Source organism: Pyrinomonas sp. (assembly GCF_040289685.1).
Classification (GTDB): Bacteria; Acidobacteriota; Blastocatellia; order Pyrinomonadales; family Pyrinomonadaceae; genus Pyrinomonas.
This window is the reverse complement of the sequence record NZ_PSLQ01000001.1, coordinates 127506-144434: the sequence shown is the minus strand read 5'-3', so window position 1 is coordinate 144434 and position 16929 is coordinate 127506. Positions and strand designations below refer to the sequence as shown.

General features: G+C 60.5%; 13 protein-coding genes and 1 pseudogene. 12 read left to right on the top strand and 2 right to left on the bottom strand.

All coding sequences use genetic code 11. From position 1 onward, the window contains the following. Nucleotides 1-181: hypothetical protein (locus C4334_RS00585; protein ID WP_352430127.1), on the bottom strand; the 181-nt coding region annotated here is incomplete at its 3' end. 38 nt (nt 182-219) lie between these two features. On the opposite strand from C4334_RS00585, the gene C4334_RS00580 reads away from it, so the two are divergent. From C4334_RS00580 to udk, 8 genes and pseudogenes are all read left to right on the top strand, one after another. After that, complete coding sequence (locus C4334_RS00580) at nt 220-1338, top strand: PIN/TRAM domain-containing protein (RefSeq protein WP_352430126.1); 1119 nt, start codon at nt 220-222, stop codon at nt 1336-1338. Beyond that, nucleotides 1335-2063 carry a 2-C-methyl-D-erythritol 4-phosphate cytidylyltransferase gene (gene ispD / locus C4334_RS00575; protein ID WP_352430125.1) on the top strand — a complete coding sequence of 243 codons (729 nt, stop codon included), beginning with the start codon at nt 1335-1337 and terminating at the stop codon, nt 2061-2063. Before C4334_RS00580 ends, ispD begins: the two co-directional genes overlap by 4 nt. A gap of 62 nt (nt 2064-2125) precedes the next feature. Then, nucleotides 2126-2605 carry a 2-C-methyl-D-erythritol 2,4-cyclodiphosphate synthase gene (gene ispF / locus C4334_RS00570; RefSeq protein WP_352430124.1) on the top strand — a complete coding sequence of 160 codons (480 nt, stop codon included), beginning with the start codon at nt 2126-2128 and terminating at the stop codon, nt 2603-2605. A 153-nt stretch (nt 2606-2758) separates the two neighbouring features. Beyond that, a complete protein-coding gene (locus C4334_RS00565; protein WP_352430123.1) occupies nt 2759-4063 on the top strand; it encodes a thymidine phosphorylase in 1305 nt (434 codons plus the stop codon). Nucleotides 4064-4206: 143 nt separating this feature from the next. Further along, nucleotides 4207-5025: pseudogene (locus tag C4334_RS00560) on the top strand (WD40/YVTN/BNR-like repeat-containing protein); the annotation flags it as partial. A gap of 192 nt (nt 5026-5217) precedes the next feature. Next, nucleotides 5218-6498 (top strand): NupC/NupG family nucleoside CNT transporter, encoded by a 1281-nt coding sequence (locus C4334_RS00555; protein ID WP_352430145.1) that lies wholly within the window; start codon nt 5218-5220, stop codon nt 6496-6498. Between the two features lie 40 nt (nt 6499-6538). Further along, nucleotides 6539-7396, top strand: coding sequence for a purine-nucleoside phosphorylase (locus tag C4334_RS00550; RefSeq protein WP_352430122.1), 858 nt, complete (start codon nt 6539-6541; stop codon nt 7394-7396). A 153-nt stretch (nt 7397-7549) separates the two neighbouring features. Further along, the gene (gene udk / locus C4334_RS00545; RefSeq protein ID WP_352430121.1) at nt 7550-8179 is read left to right on the top strand and encodes a uridine kinase; all 630 of its coding nucleotides are present in this window, start codon (nt 7550-7552) and stop codon (nt 8177-8179) included. A gap of 343 nt (nt 8180-8522) precedes the next feature. On the opposite strand, the gene C4334_RS00540 is transcribed toward udk, so the two are convergent. Then, nucleotides 8523-11801, bottom strand: coding sequence for a hypothetical protein (locus C4334_RS00540; protein ID WP_352430120.1), 3279 nt, complete (start codon nt 11799-11801; stop codon nt 8523-8525). 642 nt (nt 11802-12443) lie between these two features. Here C4334_RS00540 and C4334_RS00535 point away from each other — a divergent pair. The 4 genes from C4334_RS00535 (at nt 12444) to C4334_RS00520 (ending at nt 16596) form a co-directional block, all read left to right on the top strand. Next, complete coding sequence (locus C4334_RS00535; RefSeq protein WP_352430119.1) at nt 12444-12833, top strand: cytidine deaminase; 390 nt, start codon at nt 12444-12446, stop codon at nt 12831-12833. A gap of 163 nt (nt 12834-12996) precedes the next feature. Further along, nucleotides 12997-14412 carry an amidohydrolase gene (locus tag C4334_RS00530; RefSeq protein WP_352430118.1) on the top strand — a complete coding sequence of 472 codons (1416 nt, stop codon included), beginning with the start codon at nt 12997-12999 and terminating at the stop codon, nt 14410-14412. A gap of 186 nt (nt 14413-14598) precedes the next feature. After that, nucleotides 14599-15756 (top strand): energy transducer TonB, encoded by a 1158-nt coding sequence (locus tag C4334_RS00525; RefSeq protein ID WP_352430117.1) that lies wholly within the window; start codon nt 14599-14601, stop codon nt 15754-15756. 144 nt (nt 15757-15900) lie between these two features. Continuing rightward, nucleotides 15901-16596, top strand: coding sequence for a hypothetical protein (locus C4334_RS00520; RefSeq protein WP_352430116.1), 696 nt, complete (start codon nt 15901-15903; stop codon nt 16594-16596). Nucleotides 16597-16929 lie beyond the last annotated feature (333 nt).

Sequence of the window (16929 nt, the reverse complement as noted above, 5' to 3'; positions counted from 1 at the left end):
AGCGTTGAAAATCAATTTTGGCGGAACCAGCGTTTTTCTGCTTTCTCGAGGCGACAAAGCTCCAGCGGTTGAAGATCCATTTTGGTGTGGCTGGAGAAGTTGCCCGTTGCGCCTCATCCAATTGCCTTGCGGCGTCGAAGCTGCGTTCCGTTTGGTTGAAGCTGCTACACGGCGTCGGCACGTGTCTCGCAGCCAGCGAATTTGATATATTGGCTTATCATGCGCACGGACATCATCATCATACGGTTGGTCTTCAGCGCCATTCTCATCGCCGCCGGATACATCTTGCGTCCTTTCTTCGGTCATCGGTTGATCTCGGCAGCGATCGCTGGTCTGATTGCGCTCGCCATCATCATCTTCGAGGTGCGCGTGCAACGCGCTTCGCTTAAAACTTTGATCGGCGCGGCTGTCGGCTCGATCATGGGCATCATCGGCGCTTACTTGATCGGTACGCTCATCAGCCACCAAGAGTCGCCTGCGGTTGCGCCCGAAACGAAGACCTTTTTGACGCTCGCGCTCACTTTCTTCATGGCCTACGTCGGGTTGATGGTCGGCGCAGCCAAGGGGGATTACCTCGATCTATCGGCATTGGGCGGCATCTTCAGCGACAAGGCGACGCGGCGCGATTACAAGATCCTCGATACCTCGGTGATCATTGACGGGCGCATCGCCGATATCGCTGAAACGGGTTTTTTAAGCGGCACCATCGTCATCCCGCAGTTCATCCTGCGCGAGTTGCAACAGGTGGCCGATTCGCCCGATGCTTCCAAGAGGCAGCGTGGGCGGCGCGGACTCGACATGCTGCAACACTTGCAGGGCAACAGCAAGCTCAACGTGCAAGTGGTAGATACGGACTTCCCGGCCATTCGCGAAGTCGATCTGAAGCTGATCGAATTGAGCAAGCAACTTGAAGCCGTCATCGTGACCAACGATTTCAACTTAAACAAGGTGGCTCAATTGCACGGCGTCACTGTGCTGAACATCAACGAGCTGGCGAACGCTTTGAAACCGGTGGTGCTGCCGGGCGAAATGATGCGCGTCTTCATCTTTAAAGAAGGGAAAGAGATCAACCAAGGGGTCGCTTATCTCGACGACGGGACGATGGTGGTGGTCGATAACGCGCGCAAGATGATCGGCAAGGAAGCGGACATCTTGGTGACGGGCGTGACCCAGACGCCTGCTGGGAAGATGATCTTCGGGCGCTTGTGTGAAGGGCCGATCGACAGCGGTGCGACCAGCGAATTGCGGACAGCCAACGGCACAGTGCGGCGTACGTTGCGCGATGCGCGATCAGCCATCACGCCGACGCGGCACATAGGGCAAGACGAGAACTCTTGAAACCATCTACGACCAACACGGCGATCATCGTCGCGGCAGGTGAGGGACGCCGCGCCGGATGCAGCAAGCAGTTTCGCCGTATCGCTGGCGCGCCGGTCTTGGTCCATACGTTGCGCCGTTTCGAAGCTTGCGCTTCGATTGCGCGCGTCGTGCTGGTGCTGCCTGCGGGCGAGGCGGCGCGTTTCTTCGCCGGTCTTGAAAGTTACGGTTTGAAAAAGGTCGTGCGCATCGTCGCTGGCGGTGCGTCGCGCATGGAATCGGTTTGGCGCGGATTGCAAGCGACGCGGGCGACGGCGACGAGCATCGTGGCCGTTCACGACGGCGTGCGACCGTTGGTTGCGCCAACGGAGATCGATGCTGTGGTCTGTGCGGCGCACGAGACGGGAGCCGCCCTTCTCGCTGCGCCCGTGACCGACACGATCAAAGAGGTCGATCTCGCGCACAACGTTGTGCGCACGTTGCCGCGCGGCGCTCTTCGTCGTGCGTTGACGCCGCAATGTTTCCGCTACGATCTTCTGCGACGTGCGTACGAGCAGGCCATGGCCGAGGGATGGGAGGAGACGGACGATAGCGCTCTGGTCGAACGTTTGGGCATCGCTGTGCGCGTCGTCCAAGGAAGCGCGCGCAACATCAAGATCACCGCGCCGGAGGACTTCTTGATCGCAGAGGCTTTGCTGCGCGAAGAGATGAGAGCACGGGGCGGCGATTCGGCGGCGCCCGTTTGAGTGACGGCGTGCTCCACATAGGAATCGGACACGATTTGAGTCGGCTCGTTTTGAGTAGAAGCATGTTCCGCATAGGTATCGGACATGATACGCACCGTCTCGTCAGCGGTCGTCCGCTCGTTCTCGGCGGAGTCTGCGTTGCGGCGGAATTCGGCGCCGAAGGCCATTCGGATGCGGATACGTTGACGCACGCGATCATCGATGCGATCTTGGGAGCGCTGTGCGAGGGCGACATCGGCACGCACTTTCCGGATCACGATCCACAGTGGAAGGATGCCGATAGCTTGCAACTGTTGGCGCGCGTCATGTGGTTGGCGAACGAGCGCGGCTACGCCATCGGCAACGTTGATGCCACCGTCATGCTCGAACGGCCCAAGCTGCGCCCATACATCCAAGCGATGCGCGAAAAGCTCGCTGCAGTGCTCGGCGTGCCGCCGGAGAGCGTCAGCGTCAAAGCTAAGACGGGCGAGGGCGTCGATGCCGTTGGCGAAGGGCGGGCCATTGCCGCGCAGGCAGTAGTGTTGTTGGTCCAGCGACGGTGAAGATGGCGAGCGACCCATCGCCCGTTCGCGCTGAGCGGCGCGCGCCCCTTTGCGCTTCGGTGCAAGGCGGTGTATAAATCGGCCTTTGTTTCGATCTTGGCGAAGACTTGCCACGGCCCAACATCATAACTTTGGGGGAAATTTCCGAATCGCATGAGACCGCAAGATGTCATTCGCCGTAAACGCGACCGCGGCGAGCTTTCGGAAGATGAAATCGCTTTCTTCGTGCGCGGCGTGACCACAGGCGAGTGGGCCGATTATCAAGCGGCAGCCCTTTTGATGGCGATCTTTTTAAACGGCATGAGCGAGCGTGAGCGGCTCGCGCTCACCGCGCAGATGCTCAGATCGGGACGGACGCTCGATTTCTCCCATATCTCGCAACCGAAGGTAGATAAACATTCGACGGGCGGCGTCGGCGATAAAACCTCGCTCGTGCTCGCGCCGTTGGCGGCGGCTTTGGGCTTGTGCGTGCCGATGATCTCAGGGCGCGGGTTGGGCCACACAGGCGGGACGCTCGATAAACTCGAAGCGATTCCCGGCTACCGCGTGCGCCTTTCGCTCGATGAATTCAGCGCCGTTCTCGAGCGCGTCGGCTTCGCCATGATCGGACAGACGGAGGAGATCGCGCCCGCCGACAGAAAACTCTATGCGTTGCGTGATGTGACGGCGACGGTTGAATCCATCCCGTTGATCGCCGCTTCGATCATGTCGAAGAAACTGGCCGAAGGGCTTGATGGTCTGGTGCTCGATGTGAAAGTAGGAAGCGGCGCTTTCATGAAACGGCGACGCGATGCGCGCGCCCTTGCACGCGCCTTGGTCGAAATCGGACGCGGCGCCGCAGTGCGCACGGTCGCGCTGCTGACCTATATGGACCAGCCCTTGGGACGAGCCGTCGGCAACGCGCTCGAAGTCGCGGAAGCGATCGAGACGTTGCGCGGGCGCGGCCCGCGGGATCTAACTCATCTTTGCGTCGAATTGACGGCGCATATGCTCGTCGTCGGCGGAACATGCGACGCGCTCGAGCGCGCGCGTCAGAACGCGCGCGCCGGTTTGCGAAGCGGCGCTGGTTTGGAGAAGCTTCGCCAATCGATTGAAGCCCAAGGTGGCAATCCATCGGTGGTTGATGATCCAAGCCTGCTGCCGCGTGCGCAGCGCGTCGCTGAACTTTCGAGCGATGAAGCGGGCTACGTCGCCGCGCTCGATGCCGAACGTGTGGGCGTTGCAAGCATGATCCTCGGTGCCGGTCGCGTGCGTGTGGAGGACGAGATCGACCCTTCAGTCGGGATCGTGCTCGCCAAGAAGATCGGCGACCCCGTGAAGCGCGGCGAGACGCTGGCGCGCATACACTACAACGACGAACGGCGTCTCGCAGAAGCGCGCGATCTGTTGCGTTCTGCCTACCGCTTCAGCGACGCGAGGCCGCGCCGAAAAGGGGTCATCGCCGAAGTCATCGCTTGAGGCCCCGCCGTTTGAAGAAATTGGTTCAGCGCGGCTCGCTTTGCGTCGTCGCTTGAAGAGGCCGATCCGGCGCGATTCGCCTTTATGTCATCTCGCGGCGTTTGCCGTCATTTGTCAGATAATCTCAGCGGAAAGGTTGAAAGATGAACAAGGTGCCCGTCGTTTACCGAGTGAAACTCTTTGCGCTGTTCGCTCTATTGCTGCTCGCTTCCGCGCACGCGCAAACGCAACGCCGGGTCTCAGGCGTTGCCGCCATCGACGCGCAGAGGGTGTTGTTCTACGGTTCAGGTGGCTTGCTGCGTCGCGTGGAAGATGGCAACGCGACCGATGTTGACCTTCCGGTCAAAGCGGACTGGACCGGCGCGGCGTTTGTCGATGGAAGCCGAGGGTTGCTCGTCGGAAACGGCGCAGACGGGACGCACATTCTCCTCACCGAAGACGGCGGGCGCACTTGGCGCGATGTGCGGCCCTCGGGCCTGAGCGATACGGCACGCCTGCATGCGGTCGCTTTCCCGACGGCGCGGCGTGCTTACGTCGTCGGTGAAACGACTGACGGGCGCGGCTTGTTGCTTCGCTCTGATGATGGCGGGAACGTTTGGCAGATCAAACAGACGGTAGCGGAGAAAGCTTTGCGCGGCGTATGGTTCGTTGATGCCGACGACGGTTGGGTGGTCGGCGACGGCGGGCAACTTCTGCGCACATCAGATGGTGGCGAGACGTGGAGACTTCAAGGCGCGCGCGATGACGCGACGAACCACCGGGCCGTCTTCGCGCTCGATGCGCAACGCGCATGGGCGGTCGGCGCGGCGGGCGACGTGCATCGCACTGCCGACGGCGGAGAGAGTTGGGAGCGCAGCACAGTAAACGGCGCACCTGATTTCGCTCTCGTGCGCTTTCTCGACGCTGAGCGCGGGGCGACCTTGGGCAGCGATGGAACGGTTTGGTTGACTTCGGACGGCGGCCGAAATTGGAGGCGCGCCAATGCGCCGTGGCCCGTGGTCGGTTTGGCGGTTGCCGACAACGGGGTGCGCATGTTCAGCGCCGATGGACAATCTTCGCCGTTGACGTGGACGGGGGCTGCTCCGCGTCAAACGCCGCAGAAGACGATTCACGAAGTGTTGAGGGAGAATCCGACGCCGCTTTCGACACGCCTCATCGGTCTGCTCGGAATCATCGTTCTACTCGGGATCTTACTGCTCCTCTCGAATGATCGGCGGGCGATCAAACCGCGCGTCATCTTTTGGGGCTTTGCGCTGCAGATCGTCTTCGCCCTGTTGATTTTGCGGACGCGGATCGGTTTTGCGATCTTCGATCGCATCGGCAAAGGGATCTCGAAACTGCTCGCCTTCTCCGATGAGGGCGCGCGATTCGTCTTCGGGCGTTTAGCCGACCCAACTTACATCGAGGCCATCGCGCGCAACATGCCGGACGCGGCCAATTTCATCAACCGTTACAGCATCGTCTTCGCTTTCAAGATACTGCCGACGATCATTTTCGTCGCTTCGCTATTCGCCATCCTCTACTACCTCGGGATCATGCAGCGCGTAGTCTACGCAATGGCCGTCGTCATGGCGCGCACCATGCGGACCAGCGGTGCCGAATCGCTCTCCACCGCCGCCAACGTCTTCATGGGCCAGACGGAAGCGCCATTGGTGGTCGCGCCATACGTCAAGAACATGACCATGTCGGAGCTGATGACCGTGATGACGAGCGGCATGGCCCACATCTCTGGTGGGGTGATGGCCGCGTACATCGGCTTAGGGATTGATCCCGTCTTTCTGCTGACGGCCAGCGTGATGACGGCGCCGGCGAGCATGATGGTGGCTAAAATCATGTACCCGGAGAAAGAGAAACCCGAAACGCTGGGCGTCGTTCGCATGGAGATGGAGCGCACCGATGTCAACGTCATCGATGCGGCAGCGCGCGGCGCGAGCGACGGCGTGCGGCTGGCGATCAACGTCGCCGCCATGCTCATCGCTTTCATCGCGCTGATCGCCCTGATCAACGCCGTGCTCGGATTGATCGGTTCTGTCACGGGCATAAACCAAGCGCTCGGACGGCCCTTTAACTTGGAGTTCATTTTGGGAGCGATCTTCGCGCCGCTCACGTTCCTGATGGGCGTGCCTTGGAAGGACGCGATGGCTGTCGGCAATCTGCTGGGAACAAAGTTGGTGCTGAACGAATTCGTCGCCTACCTGAAATTGTCTCCGTTGGGGGGCAACGTCCAAGGCATGCTTGAACCGCGTTCGATTCTGATCGCCACCTACGCTCTGTGTGGCTTCGCTAACTTCTCTTCGATCGGCATCCAAATCGGTGGCATCGGGAGCTTGGCGCCGAATCGCCGTTCGGACTTGGCAAGGCTGGGTTTTCGCGCGCTGATCGGCGGTTTCATCGCGACGTGTTTGACCGCTACGTTGGCTGGCATTTTGGTTTGAAATCGTTTCGGCGCTAGATTCGCCGAAAAGGAGGCTGCCGATGAGTGATTCGAGTGTTGGCACCAAAACGGTCGGGAGCTTGTTCGAAAGGGCCGAGCATGCGGTGCGAACCGTGCGTGCGCGAACGCAAGCGGAACCGCGCGTCGGTTTGGTGCTCGGAAGCGGTCTCGGCGGCTTTGCCGACGAGCTAGAGGATGCAACGATCCTGTCTTATGACGAGATTCCGGGCTTTGCCCGTTCGACTGTGGAGGGGCATGCCGGACGGCTCGTCCTCGGCGAAGTCGAAAGAGTGCCAGTGGCCGTCATGCAAGGGAGGTTCCACTACTACGAGGGTTATTCGTTCGAAGAGGTGACCTTCCCCATTCGCGTTCTCGCCCTTCTCGGCGTGCGCGCGCTCGTTTTGACGAACGCCGCAGGCGGCATCAACAACGCTTTTTCGCCGGGGTCGCTGATGGTCATCACCGATCACATCAACATGATGGGCGCTAATCCTCTGCGCGGGCCGAACGACGAACGTTTCGGCCCACGCTTCCCCGATATGACTGAGGTCTACGATCTGGAGTTTCAGCGCATCGCAACCGAAGAGGCGCGGGCGCTCGGCATCGAGCTCAGACATGGCGTTTATGCGGCCATGGCCGGACCGAGTTACGAGACGCCAGCGGAGATACGCATGTTGCGCATCCTCGGCGCTGATGCGGTCGGCATGAGCACCGTGCCCGAAGCGATCGTGGCGCGGCACATGGGCGTGCGCGTGCTCGGCATCTCGTGCATCACGAACATGGCCGCTGGCATCCTCAACCAACCGATCAATCACGAAGAGGTGATGGAGACGGGCGAGCGCGTGCGCGAACAGTTCACGCAGCTTCTGCGGCGCATCATTCCGCGCCTTGTGGCCTGATGCAAGCGGCGCATCGCTGTGACAAGGATTGGTTGATCGACCGAGGATGAAAGACGCGACGAGACGGCTCGGCGATAAAGTTCGTCAACTCGATCCCCACGATGCGCCCGCGATGTGCGGCTTCGACCCTCTAGCGGGAACGAGGATGAAGTTATGCGTACTGTGATTGGTATTTGCGGCGGCACAGGGTCGGGCAAAACCACCGTGGCGCGCGCCATCCTGCAAGCGGTCGGCACGACCGAAGTCGCCTTCTTGCAGCAGGATTCCTACTACCGCAACTTGGCCGATATGCCGCTCGATCTCCGTCACCGAGCGAACTTCGACCATCCGGACGCAATCGACAACGATCTTCTGCTCGAACACGTGCGCGCTCTGAAGAGCGGACGCGCGGTCGAATTGCCCGTTTATGACTTCAAGACGCACACGCGGGCGGCTACGACGGTGCGCGCTGAGCCGAGACCGATCATCATCGTCGAAGGCATCCTCGTCTTCGCCGATCCGCGCTTGTTGGCTGAAATGGACGTTAAGATCTTCGTTGATACGCCCGACGATATACGCTTCATCCGGCGTCTGCAACGGGACGTCGCCGAACGGGGACGCACCGTTGAATCGGTCATCGAACAGTACACAGCGACGGTGCGCCCGATGCACCTGCAATTCGTCGAGCCGTCCAAGCGTTACGCTGACATCATCATCCCCGAAGGGGGGCATAACCTCGTCGGCATAGATCTCATCAGCAGTCGCCTGCGCGAATTGCTCGCCCGCGGAAAAGAGGGGACATAGCGAAAAGACCCTGTGGATGCCGCGGCGCAGGTTGCGCAAGCGACGTTCACCGGAATCGGCTTCGGTCGGATGCGCTCTTTATGTGTGATGGAAGACCGCGCTTTGGGGCTTCGTCTCTCTCGTGCTCGGCGTGCCGAAAGCTGCGACCTCGAAGTCAAAGGGAGAGCGGTTGATCATTGTCCCGAGCGTCATCTCGCTCGAAACAACGAGGGACGGCGTTGAGGTCGTCGCCCGTGCGCTGCCGCGCGCAATCGCCTGAACATCAGCGCTCGAAAAAAGGGACGGCGTTGAGGTCGCCGCCCCTTCGTGCTGTTCTATTCAACGGCGTCGCCGCCGACTTCGATCAAGGCAGCGTGGCTCTTCTGGTGCCGCCGAAACTGCCTCCGTCGTAGGTTCCGCTGGTGCGCAATAACACCGTGCCCGTCAAGCCAGATGAACCAGGGAAGGTGACGGTGCGCGTGACGGACTGACCAGGCGCCAGGTTGCCGTACGTTTGCGGCAACGGCACGCCGTTGATGCTAGCCAATCTGGCCGTATTCAAGGTGACGTTGTTGGCCGTTACGTTGCCGGCGTTGGTGATGGTGATCTGCGCGACGACGTTGCCGCTTCCGTCACGCGAAAGGGCCGATTTCGTCTCCAATCTGACGCCGCCACAAGCGGGCGCGCATACGAACTCCTCTGTGGTGATCTCGATGCTCCAGCCGCCTGCGATGTTGCCAGAATCGAGGCCGGCATCATCGACCACGTATAGGCTCCACGTCCCATTCGGATTATCGCCGCCGAAGACGGAGGCGAACGTCGCCGTGCCTGCCGTCGCTGGGCTTTCATAGGGCGGTCCCGGTGCAGGAGTGGGGAACGTATCGCCGGTGCCGTAGTTGGTCGGTTTGTAACTGGTCGTCGTGTTGATCGGGATCGGCCCGCTGTCGGGGACGAGCGAACCGGCTCCGTCATTGAGGATGATAGTCGAGTTCACTGCGTCCGGCGATCCGCCGGCGTCGGACAGAATGATCATCTTGCGTCCGGTCGGGCTGACCAAGAGCACGTCGACGTCATCGGGGAAAGTGTGATTGAAGTTGAAGAGGGTGACGCTGATGGTCCGCACGCGGCCCGTAAGTCCCGCCACGTTGATTGATGACGGATAGGGGGAAGCCGCTCCAGAGTCCGGAATGACGATGGTGGTCGTGTTGGAGAAGGTGACGGGCGGATTGGGTTGCAAAGCGCCAAGCGTAACGCTGAAGGTCACCGTGCCCAAGTTGGTCGAGCCATCTTGTAGTTGTAAAGTCAGGGTTATTTGGTTGCCGCAGTCGCCCGCTGCAGTGAAGGTGAAGTCGCGCGCTGCCGAGCCGCCCGGCGCAATCGTCCCGTAATTTTGCGGATCGCTCGGCGCGATCACGTTGGGCGAAGGCAGCAAGGTCGCCACTAGGTTTGAAGTCGAAGCCGTGCCGACGTTACGCAACGCGAGATTGAGCGTCACGCGCTCGCCCGGATCGACCGCGCCATTGGTCGGAGGACAACTCTCGTTGATGAGCGTCGCGCCACCAGCGGCGAGCACCGGCACTCCCGTGAAGCATTCGTTGAGCGTCGTCGTCGCTCCATCGCTGATGGTCACCGTGCGCGTGATGCTTGAGGGCGTGTAGCCAGCAGGCGGCGTGATGACCACAGTGTGTGTGCCGGGTGCGAGCTGCGCCTCGAATGCGCCGTTGGCGAGGGTTGTTCCGTACAGACTGCCATCAATCGTCACCGCTGCTCCTTGCACCAGTTGCCCTGAGTTACATTCGGTGATGAGGAGGCGGAGCCTCCCTTTGCTCGGCGGCGTGCAACTTGGGAAACGAAAACTGCCGACGCGCGTTCGCCATCCGGCACTGCTCGTGCTTGCGTAATACTCTTGCGTGTACCAGAAAGTGCAATCGTCTACTGGATCGACGTTCATCGAACTGTAATCGCCCCAACGACCGGAGGTGCTCGTTTGTACGCCGCCGCCGTTGATCAGACTCGCCTCCGGTTGGAGCGCGTTCGGCGGATCGCCTGCCAGTCGGCCAGTAACGCGAATCGAGGGGAAGATGAAGGTCGAGGGATCGTTTGAATTGCCGCGATTCGACACGCTGTAGCCGAGCGCGAGGTTGCCGTCGTTGTCAAGCGAGACACTGCTCATCCAGCGGTTGGCGGCTGTGGTCGCCGTTGGGTCGATGCCATCCGGAACAAACGTGCCTTGATTGAGGACGGCGAAACCGCTTCCCGTGTTGCGCAGTTCGTAGTAACGCGGGGCCGCTTGGTGCGTCGCCACGGTGGTCCCAGTGCCGACGTTGACCGTGTGGCTGACGACCAGCGCTTCGATCGGGGCTGACGGCGTGCCGAAATTGCGGTATTGCAAGCGATGCATCAAGCGGTCGCCGATGCTGTCCAGATAGTTTGTCGTGGCAGCCGGCGGCGGTTGCTCGATGTCGTTTCTGCCCGACGGATTAAGCGGATTGAAAGCGGCGACCGCGATGGGGCTATCCGGTCTTTCGGTGAAGGTGGAAGCAGAAGGGTTGTTGAAATCAACGCGAAAATCGAACAACCGTAAAGCATCGCCTTGCGGGTCGCCGTATTCATTAGCCGTAAAATAGGCGAACGTGTTCGGTCTTCCTGGCGGAGGCGGCGCTGTCGCGTTGTCGAGCGTCGAGGGGAGCACTCCGCTGATGACTTGCCCGGGGAAGAGCGCAGCCGAACTGAAATAGATGTATGTGGCCGTTGGATCGCCGGCCAACATTTTGCGTCGGTCGAAGGCGTAGAAGCCGGCGCCAACAAAGGTCGTCGGCGGCGGGTTGGTTCTGAACTCATTGGTGGTCATGTAGTAGGCATCTGGCCAGACGCCGAATTTCGGATAATCATTCAGCACGTTCTGGCTGACGAGGAACTGGTAAGCGTAGTAAGCTCCAGTGGCGTCGCCCGTCTGCGAAACCGCGATGCACTGATAGAATGGACCGCTCGTGCCGTTGGGCAACGCAAACTGCGTGATCACCCAACGGTCGGCCAGCGCGTCGTAATTGACGGTTGGGTCGCCGCTGTCGGTGCTGCCGCATGCCGATCCGGGCCTGAAGAGACTGCTCAGTTTGCGCGCCGGCGTCAGAGGCGTGCCCGTTTTATCGAAGACGCGCCACAGAAGATTGACGGCCTGAACGTACTGCGTCGGGCCGACGTCGCCGATGGTATCGGGCGGCAGTACGCGAAAGCCGAAGACGGCGTTGTTGTCGTCGCTGCTCAGACCCTCGAAATTCGCGCCCGCTGGTGTCGGCGCTTCGATGGTCATGGCGCGCAACGTCGTTTCCGGTTCGATGAGCGCACCGTCCTTTTCACCCATATCGAGAACGGAGCGGCTTATCTGCTGATTGGGGATGACGCGGATAGGACGTTCGGTCCCACCGGCGTTGACCTGTCCCGTGTCTTTCTCGGTCTGGTCGGGCGGGAGATCACGCACCGGAGGTGTGACGTAGAAGTCTTCTGCTTGGCGAACGATGGGGCTGAGAGGTTGATTCTCTGCCGTTTGCGCTCGAGCGATCGGACGCGGCAAACTCGAGTAGGTCAGCGCTCCGATGGCAAGCAAGACGACGACAAAGGCAATCGCGCGAAACCTTTTTCTCATGTGGGCCTCCTTCCGAAGAGATCGAAGAATCGCGCGCGAGGTGAAACGAGACCTCGCGCCGTTGTTGTTGAAGTTGAGACGACGTCGGCTGTGTGATGCGATCCGCACGCCGCCGCATGTGGGCCAGCGACGTTGAGCGATTGAATCGCGGGCGTCAGACGCGTTCAACCGGCATGAAGGCTCACCGACCAAGGAACTCGCGGCGAGGCAAGCGGCGACCGGCAAACCGCTCTCCACCATTCGTTGAAGAGAGCTTCGTGCGAGAGGGAAAACGCCGCTCGCTAGCTCACGCCGAACACTAATCACCATTGCCGTGTTGAATCGAAGACTCGATCAAACACGACGCATCCCTCAATGGACTGATTGATGCCGACCGTGCAACAAGCTTCCAACCGGTGAGGTTAAAAGCTTAGGCGCACAGTCGATTCCGAATGGCGGTAATTATGTCGCAGTTTACGAAGTTGTCAAGGAAAATTTTTCGCTCTATGATCGCAGCACGAGCGCTCGCAAGTGGACCAGCTACTCGCGATTTGAGCTCTGTTTTTCAGACGCGATCAAAACGAGTAGGCGACTCGCTTCGTGCGCCTCGCTTGCGAGCGCAAGCCGAGTGCAGCTTGACTTGAGGTGGATATGGAAGAGAAGGTGCAACGCTTGATCGACCGCGCGCGTGCTGCCCGCGAGATGGCCGTCGCCCCATACTCCGGTTTTCGCGTCGGCGCTTCCATCGAGGCTGAAGACGGAAGCGTCTTCACCGGTTGCAACGTTGAAAATGCGACCTATGGTTTGACCGTGTGTGCCGAACGGGTGGCGATCTGGAAAGCGCTCTCGGAAGGCGCACGCGCTTTCCGTCGCCTCGCTGTGGTCGCCGACACGGAAGAGTTAACTCCGCCGTGTGGTCCTTGTCGGCAGCTCATCTGGGAGTTCTGCGGCGAGATCGAGATCACCATGGCTAACCTCAATGGAAAAACCGAAACGATGCGGACGAGCGACCTGCTTCCGCGCGCTTTCGACCGCCGATTTCTCCAGACCTGATCTTTCTGTTGGTGCTAACTATGCCAACTGACTTCTTTCGGTCGGCAAGCAACCGTCATTCAGCTTCAGGCGCGAAAGGCCAACCATGTTGATTTACTTCGAGAGATGGGAGTTCATGCGCTGCGTCCGCAAGAAGATCTCGCTCGCGAGATCTCGCCACGCGATGTTGATAAGAGTTGTGGCGATCTGCTCTGTGTTGGCGCTGTTCATCTTTGCGCCGCAAGCGTTTGCGCGCCAGCGCGTTGATCTCGTCATCAGCGGCGGCATCATCGTGCCTATGGACGCGGGCTTTTCGGTGATCGAGAACGGAGCCATCGCCATTCGACGCGGTCGCATCGTCGCCGTCGGACGGCGCGATGAGATCGCGCGCCTTTACGTTGCGTCGCGCACCATTGACGCGCGCGGGCGAGCCGTCATTCCAGGCCTCATCAACACGCACACACACGTGCCGATGACGCTTTTTCGCGGCATCGCCGACGACCTCGAATTGAACGAATGGCTGACCAAGTTCATCTTCCCGGCCGAGGCGAAAAACGTCGACGCGAGCTTTGTGCGCGCTGGCACGAGGCTCGGATTGGCCGAGATGATCCGTGGCGGAACGACCACCTATTGTGACATGTACTACTTCGAGGACGCGATCGCTGAAGAGACGGCCAAAGCCGGCGTGCGCGCCGTGCTCGGTGAGACGGTGATCGACTTTCCCGCTCCAGACAACAAGACCTTCGCCGCTGCGCTGATTTATGCCGAAAGGTTTGTTCAGCGTTGGCGCGGGCATCGGCTCATCTTTCCAGCGATTGCGCCACACGCTCCGTACACCGTTTCCGAGGAGCATCTCAGAGAAGTGCGCGCGCTGGCCGATAGGTTGAACGTTCCGGTGATCATTCACGTGGCCGAAACGCGCAAGGAGGTCGCCGACATCATGCAGCAGAAGGGGGCGACGCCAGTGCAGTATCTGGCGCGCATCGGGTTCTTGAACGGACGCACGACGGCGGCTCACCTCGTTCATGTCAACGACGACGACATCGCGCTGCTGAAAGAGTTCGGTGTGGGCATCGCCCACAATCCGCAGTCGAACATGAAGCTCGCTTCCGGCATCGCCCCCGTGCCGAAGATGCTTGCCGCCGGATTAGCCGTGGGGCTTGGAACAGACGGCGCGGCATCCAACAACGACCTGAACCTTTGGGAGGAGATGGACACGGCGGCCAAGCTGCACAAGGTCGCGACATTCGACCCGCGCGCGGTCTCGGCGCGGCAAGCGTTGTGGATGGCGACCGTCGGCGGGGCGCGTGCTCTTCATCTGGAGAGCGAAATAGGCTCGCTCGAAATCGGCAAGCGCGCCGACATCGTCATCGTTGATCTCGATAGCCTACATCAAACGCCGCGCTACGACATCTACTCGCATCTCGTCTACGCGACCAAAGCTTCGGACGTGCGCACGGTGATCGTTGACGGGCGCGTGCTCATGCGCGACCGCCGACTGTTGACGTTGAATGAGGCAGCCGTCCGGCGCGAAGCTCGTCTGTGGCAGCGGAGGGTCGCGCAGAGCTTGCGCATCCCGGCTCAAAGCGCGCCGCAATAGGTTTCCCCCGAACGCTTCGCGCGCGAGGCGAGAACGCCCCTCGAACTCTGATCTGCGGGGCGGGATCGCGGCGGGCGCGGTTGATTCCGGACGTTTTATCGTGCCATAATAGCCACACCAGCAATGAACGTACTCTTGAAGCGAGCTTGATTAGGCTCGCTTTTCCACTTTTACGGAGTTTGACCCATGACGAAAGGCTCGTTCCCCCGCCGCGCGTGGCGATTGGCGATCGTCCTGTTGATTGCGACCTTTTGGCACGTCGCGTTGGCTCAGGATCTCACAGAAAACCCGGCGCAGCGCATCGCACGTGCGCGTGCGTTGGCTGCCATCGGCGAGCTTCAAACTGCTGCCGCCGAACTCGAAAGCGTGCGCGCCGGCGCACCGGATGAAGTTGCGCGCGATGTGGCGCGCATCATGTTGATGAACGTCTGTGTGGAACGCGGCGACTATGCGCGCGCGCAAGTCCTTCTCGATGAGGCGTTCAATTTACGCGCTTCGCGCGGCGAAAAGACCAAGCAGTTCTATTTCACTCTCGCCGGGCAGTTGCTCAACAGCGCGCGGGCGCGCGTCGAGCGCTTTCGACAGTTCGGCCTCAACTTCGCCGCCAGCGATCTGCCGCCCGAAGCGCATCGTGATCTGGACCAGTTGAGGCGCCTTCTCGAACACGTCATCGAACAGGCGCAACGTCTTCATGCCGAAGGGACAAAAGACGCAATGGCGCTCGTTGAAGATGTCGTCGGCGTGCGCTTGACTCTGGCGCGCAATGCGGAAGAACGCGCCGCTTGGCAGCAGCGACTCGCGGAAGTAAGACAGTGGCTCGTCGTCGCTGACCCACGCATCGCCAGCCTTGATCCGACCATTCCTAGCTTCGACGTCAGGCGTGAGGTCGCCGCTTCCTTCGCTCCGACCATGGCCAAGAGCGAAACGGCAAGCGTCCCCGTTGCGCGCGCCGAGGGAGCGCCTTCAACCGTGGTCCCGGAAAGAACAGGCGCTGAGAATAGGTCGCAAGATGCGAGCGAGAGGCCGGATGTGACTACTCCGCAAGCGAACAAGAGCGCGCCGAGCACGATCGAAGTGGGTGGCTCCTTGATCGAACGCGCCACGCAGAAGCCAGCGCCTATCTATCCGCCCGCTGCAAAGACGGCGCGCATCACCGGCACGGTGACGGTTTACGTATTGGTCAATGAGCGCGGCGAAGTGGAAGCGATCGTTCGTTCCGTTGGTCCAGCGATGTTAAGACAGGCCGCTGAGGAGGCTGTGCGTCGATGGCGCTTCCGCCCGGCGGAAGTCAACGGGCAGCGCACGCGCATGAGCGGGTTCGTCAATTTCAATTTCTCGCTCTAGCCGTTTGTGGAGTCTTCATGCTCGGCACGACGGCAGCGATGAGCGGATCGCTTACCTTTTAACTTCTCGCTCCGAAGCCTTTCCGAAAGGCGCGAGGTTTCGCCATCATCTGTTCGGTGATTTCGATTCGAGCGGGAGGAAGATATGAAGCCCAAGAAATGGCAAAGAACGCTCGGCAGAATCTGCTTGAGCTTGGCTTTAATCGGCACGCTTCTTTCCGAACATTCTGCGCAGGAATCGGAAGATAAACTGGTCTACGCCGATTTCGAGACGGCGAAAGAGAATCGTCCAATCAGCAACCGGGGCGGCGCCGTTCGCTTGTTCTCTTATCAAGATAACTCGCTAAGGCCGAGCCGTTTCCGTGGCATCGGCGACTCCAACATCCCGGAGTTGGTCCGTCCGAGCAAGGATAGCCCGAACAAGGCCATCGCTTTCGAATACGAATTGCAGGTGCCGAATCAATACGCCGGAGTGGGCGTCGAGATCGTCGCTCAGGAAGAGAGAGAGGGCAGAGTGCCGCCTTTGGACGTCAGCCGCTACAAGTATCTTGCATTGCAGCTCTATGCGACGGGGACGCAGTCAATCAAAGTTGAGCTGATCTCGCGCGGACACGGCATCACCACAAACGCCTATCCGCAAGCCAGCTTCAGGGTACAGCCGGGATTCAACATCTATCGTGTGCCCTTGAAGTCGCTGGCGCAGCCAGCGTGGACCGAAGAGAAGGTCTCAACCAAGGCCGTGTTGCAGAAATTGACGTCTATCAACCTCGTCGTCGCCTGCGAAAACTGCACGCCGAGCAGAGGGATGGTGGTCGTCGATAACATCGCGTTTCAAAACTAGGCGCGGCGCACGCGGGTCCCACGATGTGCCTCCGCTAGAGCGGTGAGAGAAGATGCGTTCTTTCGAGCGAGAAGGGCGCGTCACGGAACGCTTCGTCGAAGTTTCGATCCCGCGTTGTCGGAACGGGCGCATTAGCGGGGTCTCTTGGTGCGAGTAAGTTGCACCAGCGTCTTTTGTGTAGAGCGCTCCGGCGCGCAGCACCCGCCCTTGGGCGCACGCAACTGGCGCGCCGCCCGCCGCGTTAGATAAAAGAGCGCGAACAAGACGACGACGACGACGAGCGCGTTCTGCCAATCCATTGTTGCACTCCCGGTCGAGCCTACGGCTCCGGTC

Excerpts from the sequence above, each read along its gene's own strand:
- C4334_RS00580 (WP_352430126.1), top strand. The coding sequence starts at position 220 with ATGCGCACGGACATCATCATCATACGGTTGGTCTTCAGCGCCATTCTC.
- ispF (WP_352430124.1), top strand. The coding sequence starts at position 2,126 with ATGTTCCGCATAGGTATCGGACATGATACGCACCGTCTCGTCAGCGGT.
- C4334_RS00565 (WP_352430123.1), top strand. The coding sequence starts at position 2,759 with ATGAGACCGCAAGATGTCATTCGCCGTAAACGCGACCGCGGCGAGCTT.
- C4334_RS00550 (WP_352430122.1), top strand. The coding sequence starts at position 6,539 with ATGAGTGATTCGAGTGTTGGCACCAAAACGGTCGGGAGCTTGTTCGAA.
- udk (WP_352430121.1), top strand. The coding sequence starts at position 7,550 with ATGCGTACTGTGATTGGTATTTGCGGCGGCACAGGGTCGGGCAAAACC.
- C4334_RS00540 (WP_352430120.1), bottom strand. The coding sequence starts at position 11,801 with ATGAGAAAAAGGTTTCGCGCGATTGCCTTTGTCGTCGTCTTGCTTGCC.
- C4334_RS00530 (WP_352430118.1), top strand. The coding sequence starts at position 12,997 with ATGTTGATAAGAGTTGTGGCGATCTGCTCTGTGTTGGCGCTGTTCATC.
- C4334_RS00525 (WP_352430117.1), top strand. The coding sequence starts at position 14,599 with ATGACGAAAGGCTCGTTCCCCCGCCGCGCGTGGCGATTGGCGATCGTC.
- C4334_RS00520 (WP_352430116.1), top strand. The coding sequence starts at position 15,901 with ATGAAGCCCAAGAAATGGCAAAGAACGCTCGGCAGAATCTGCTTGAGC.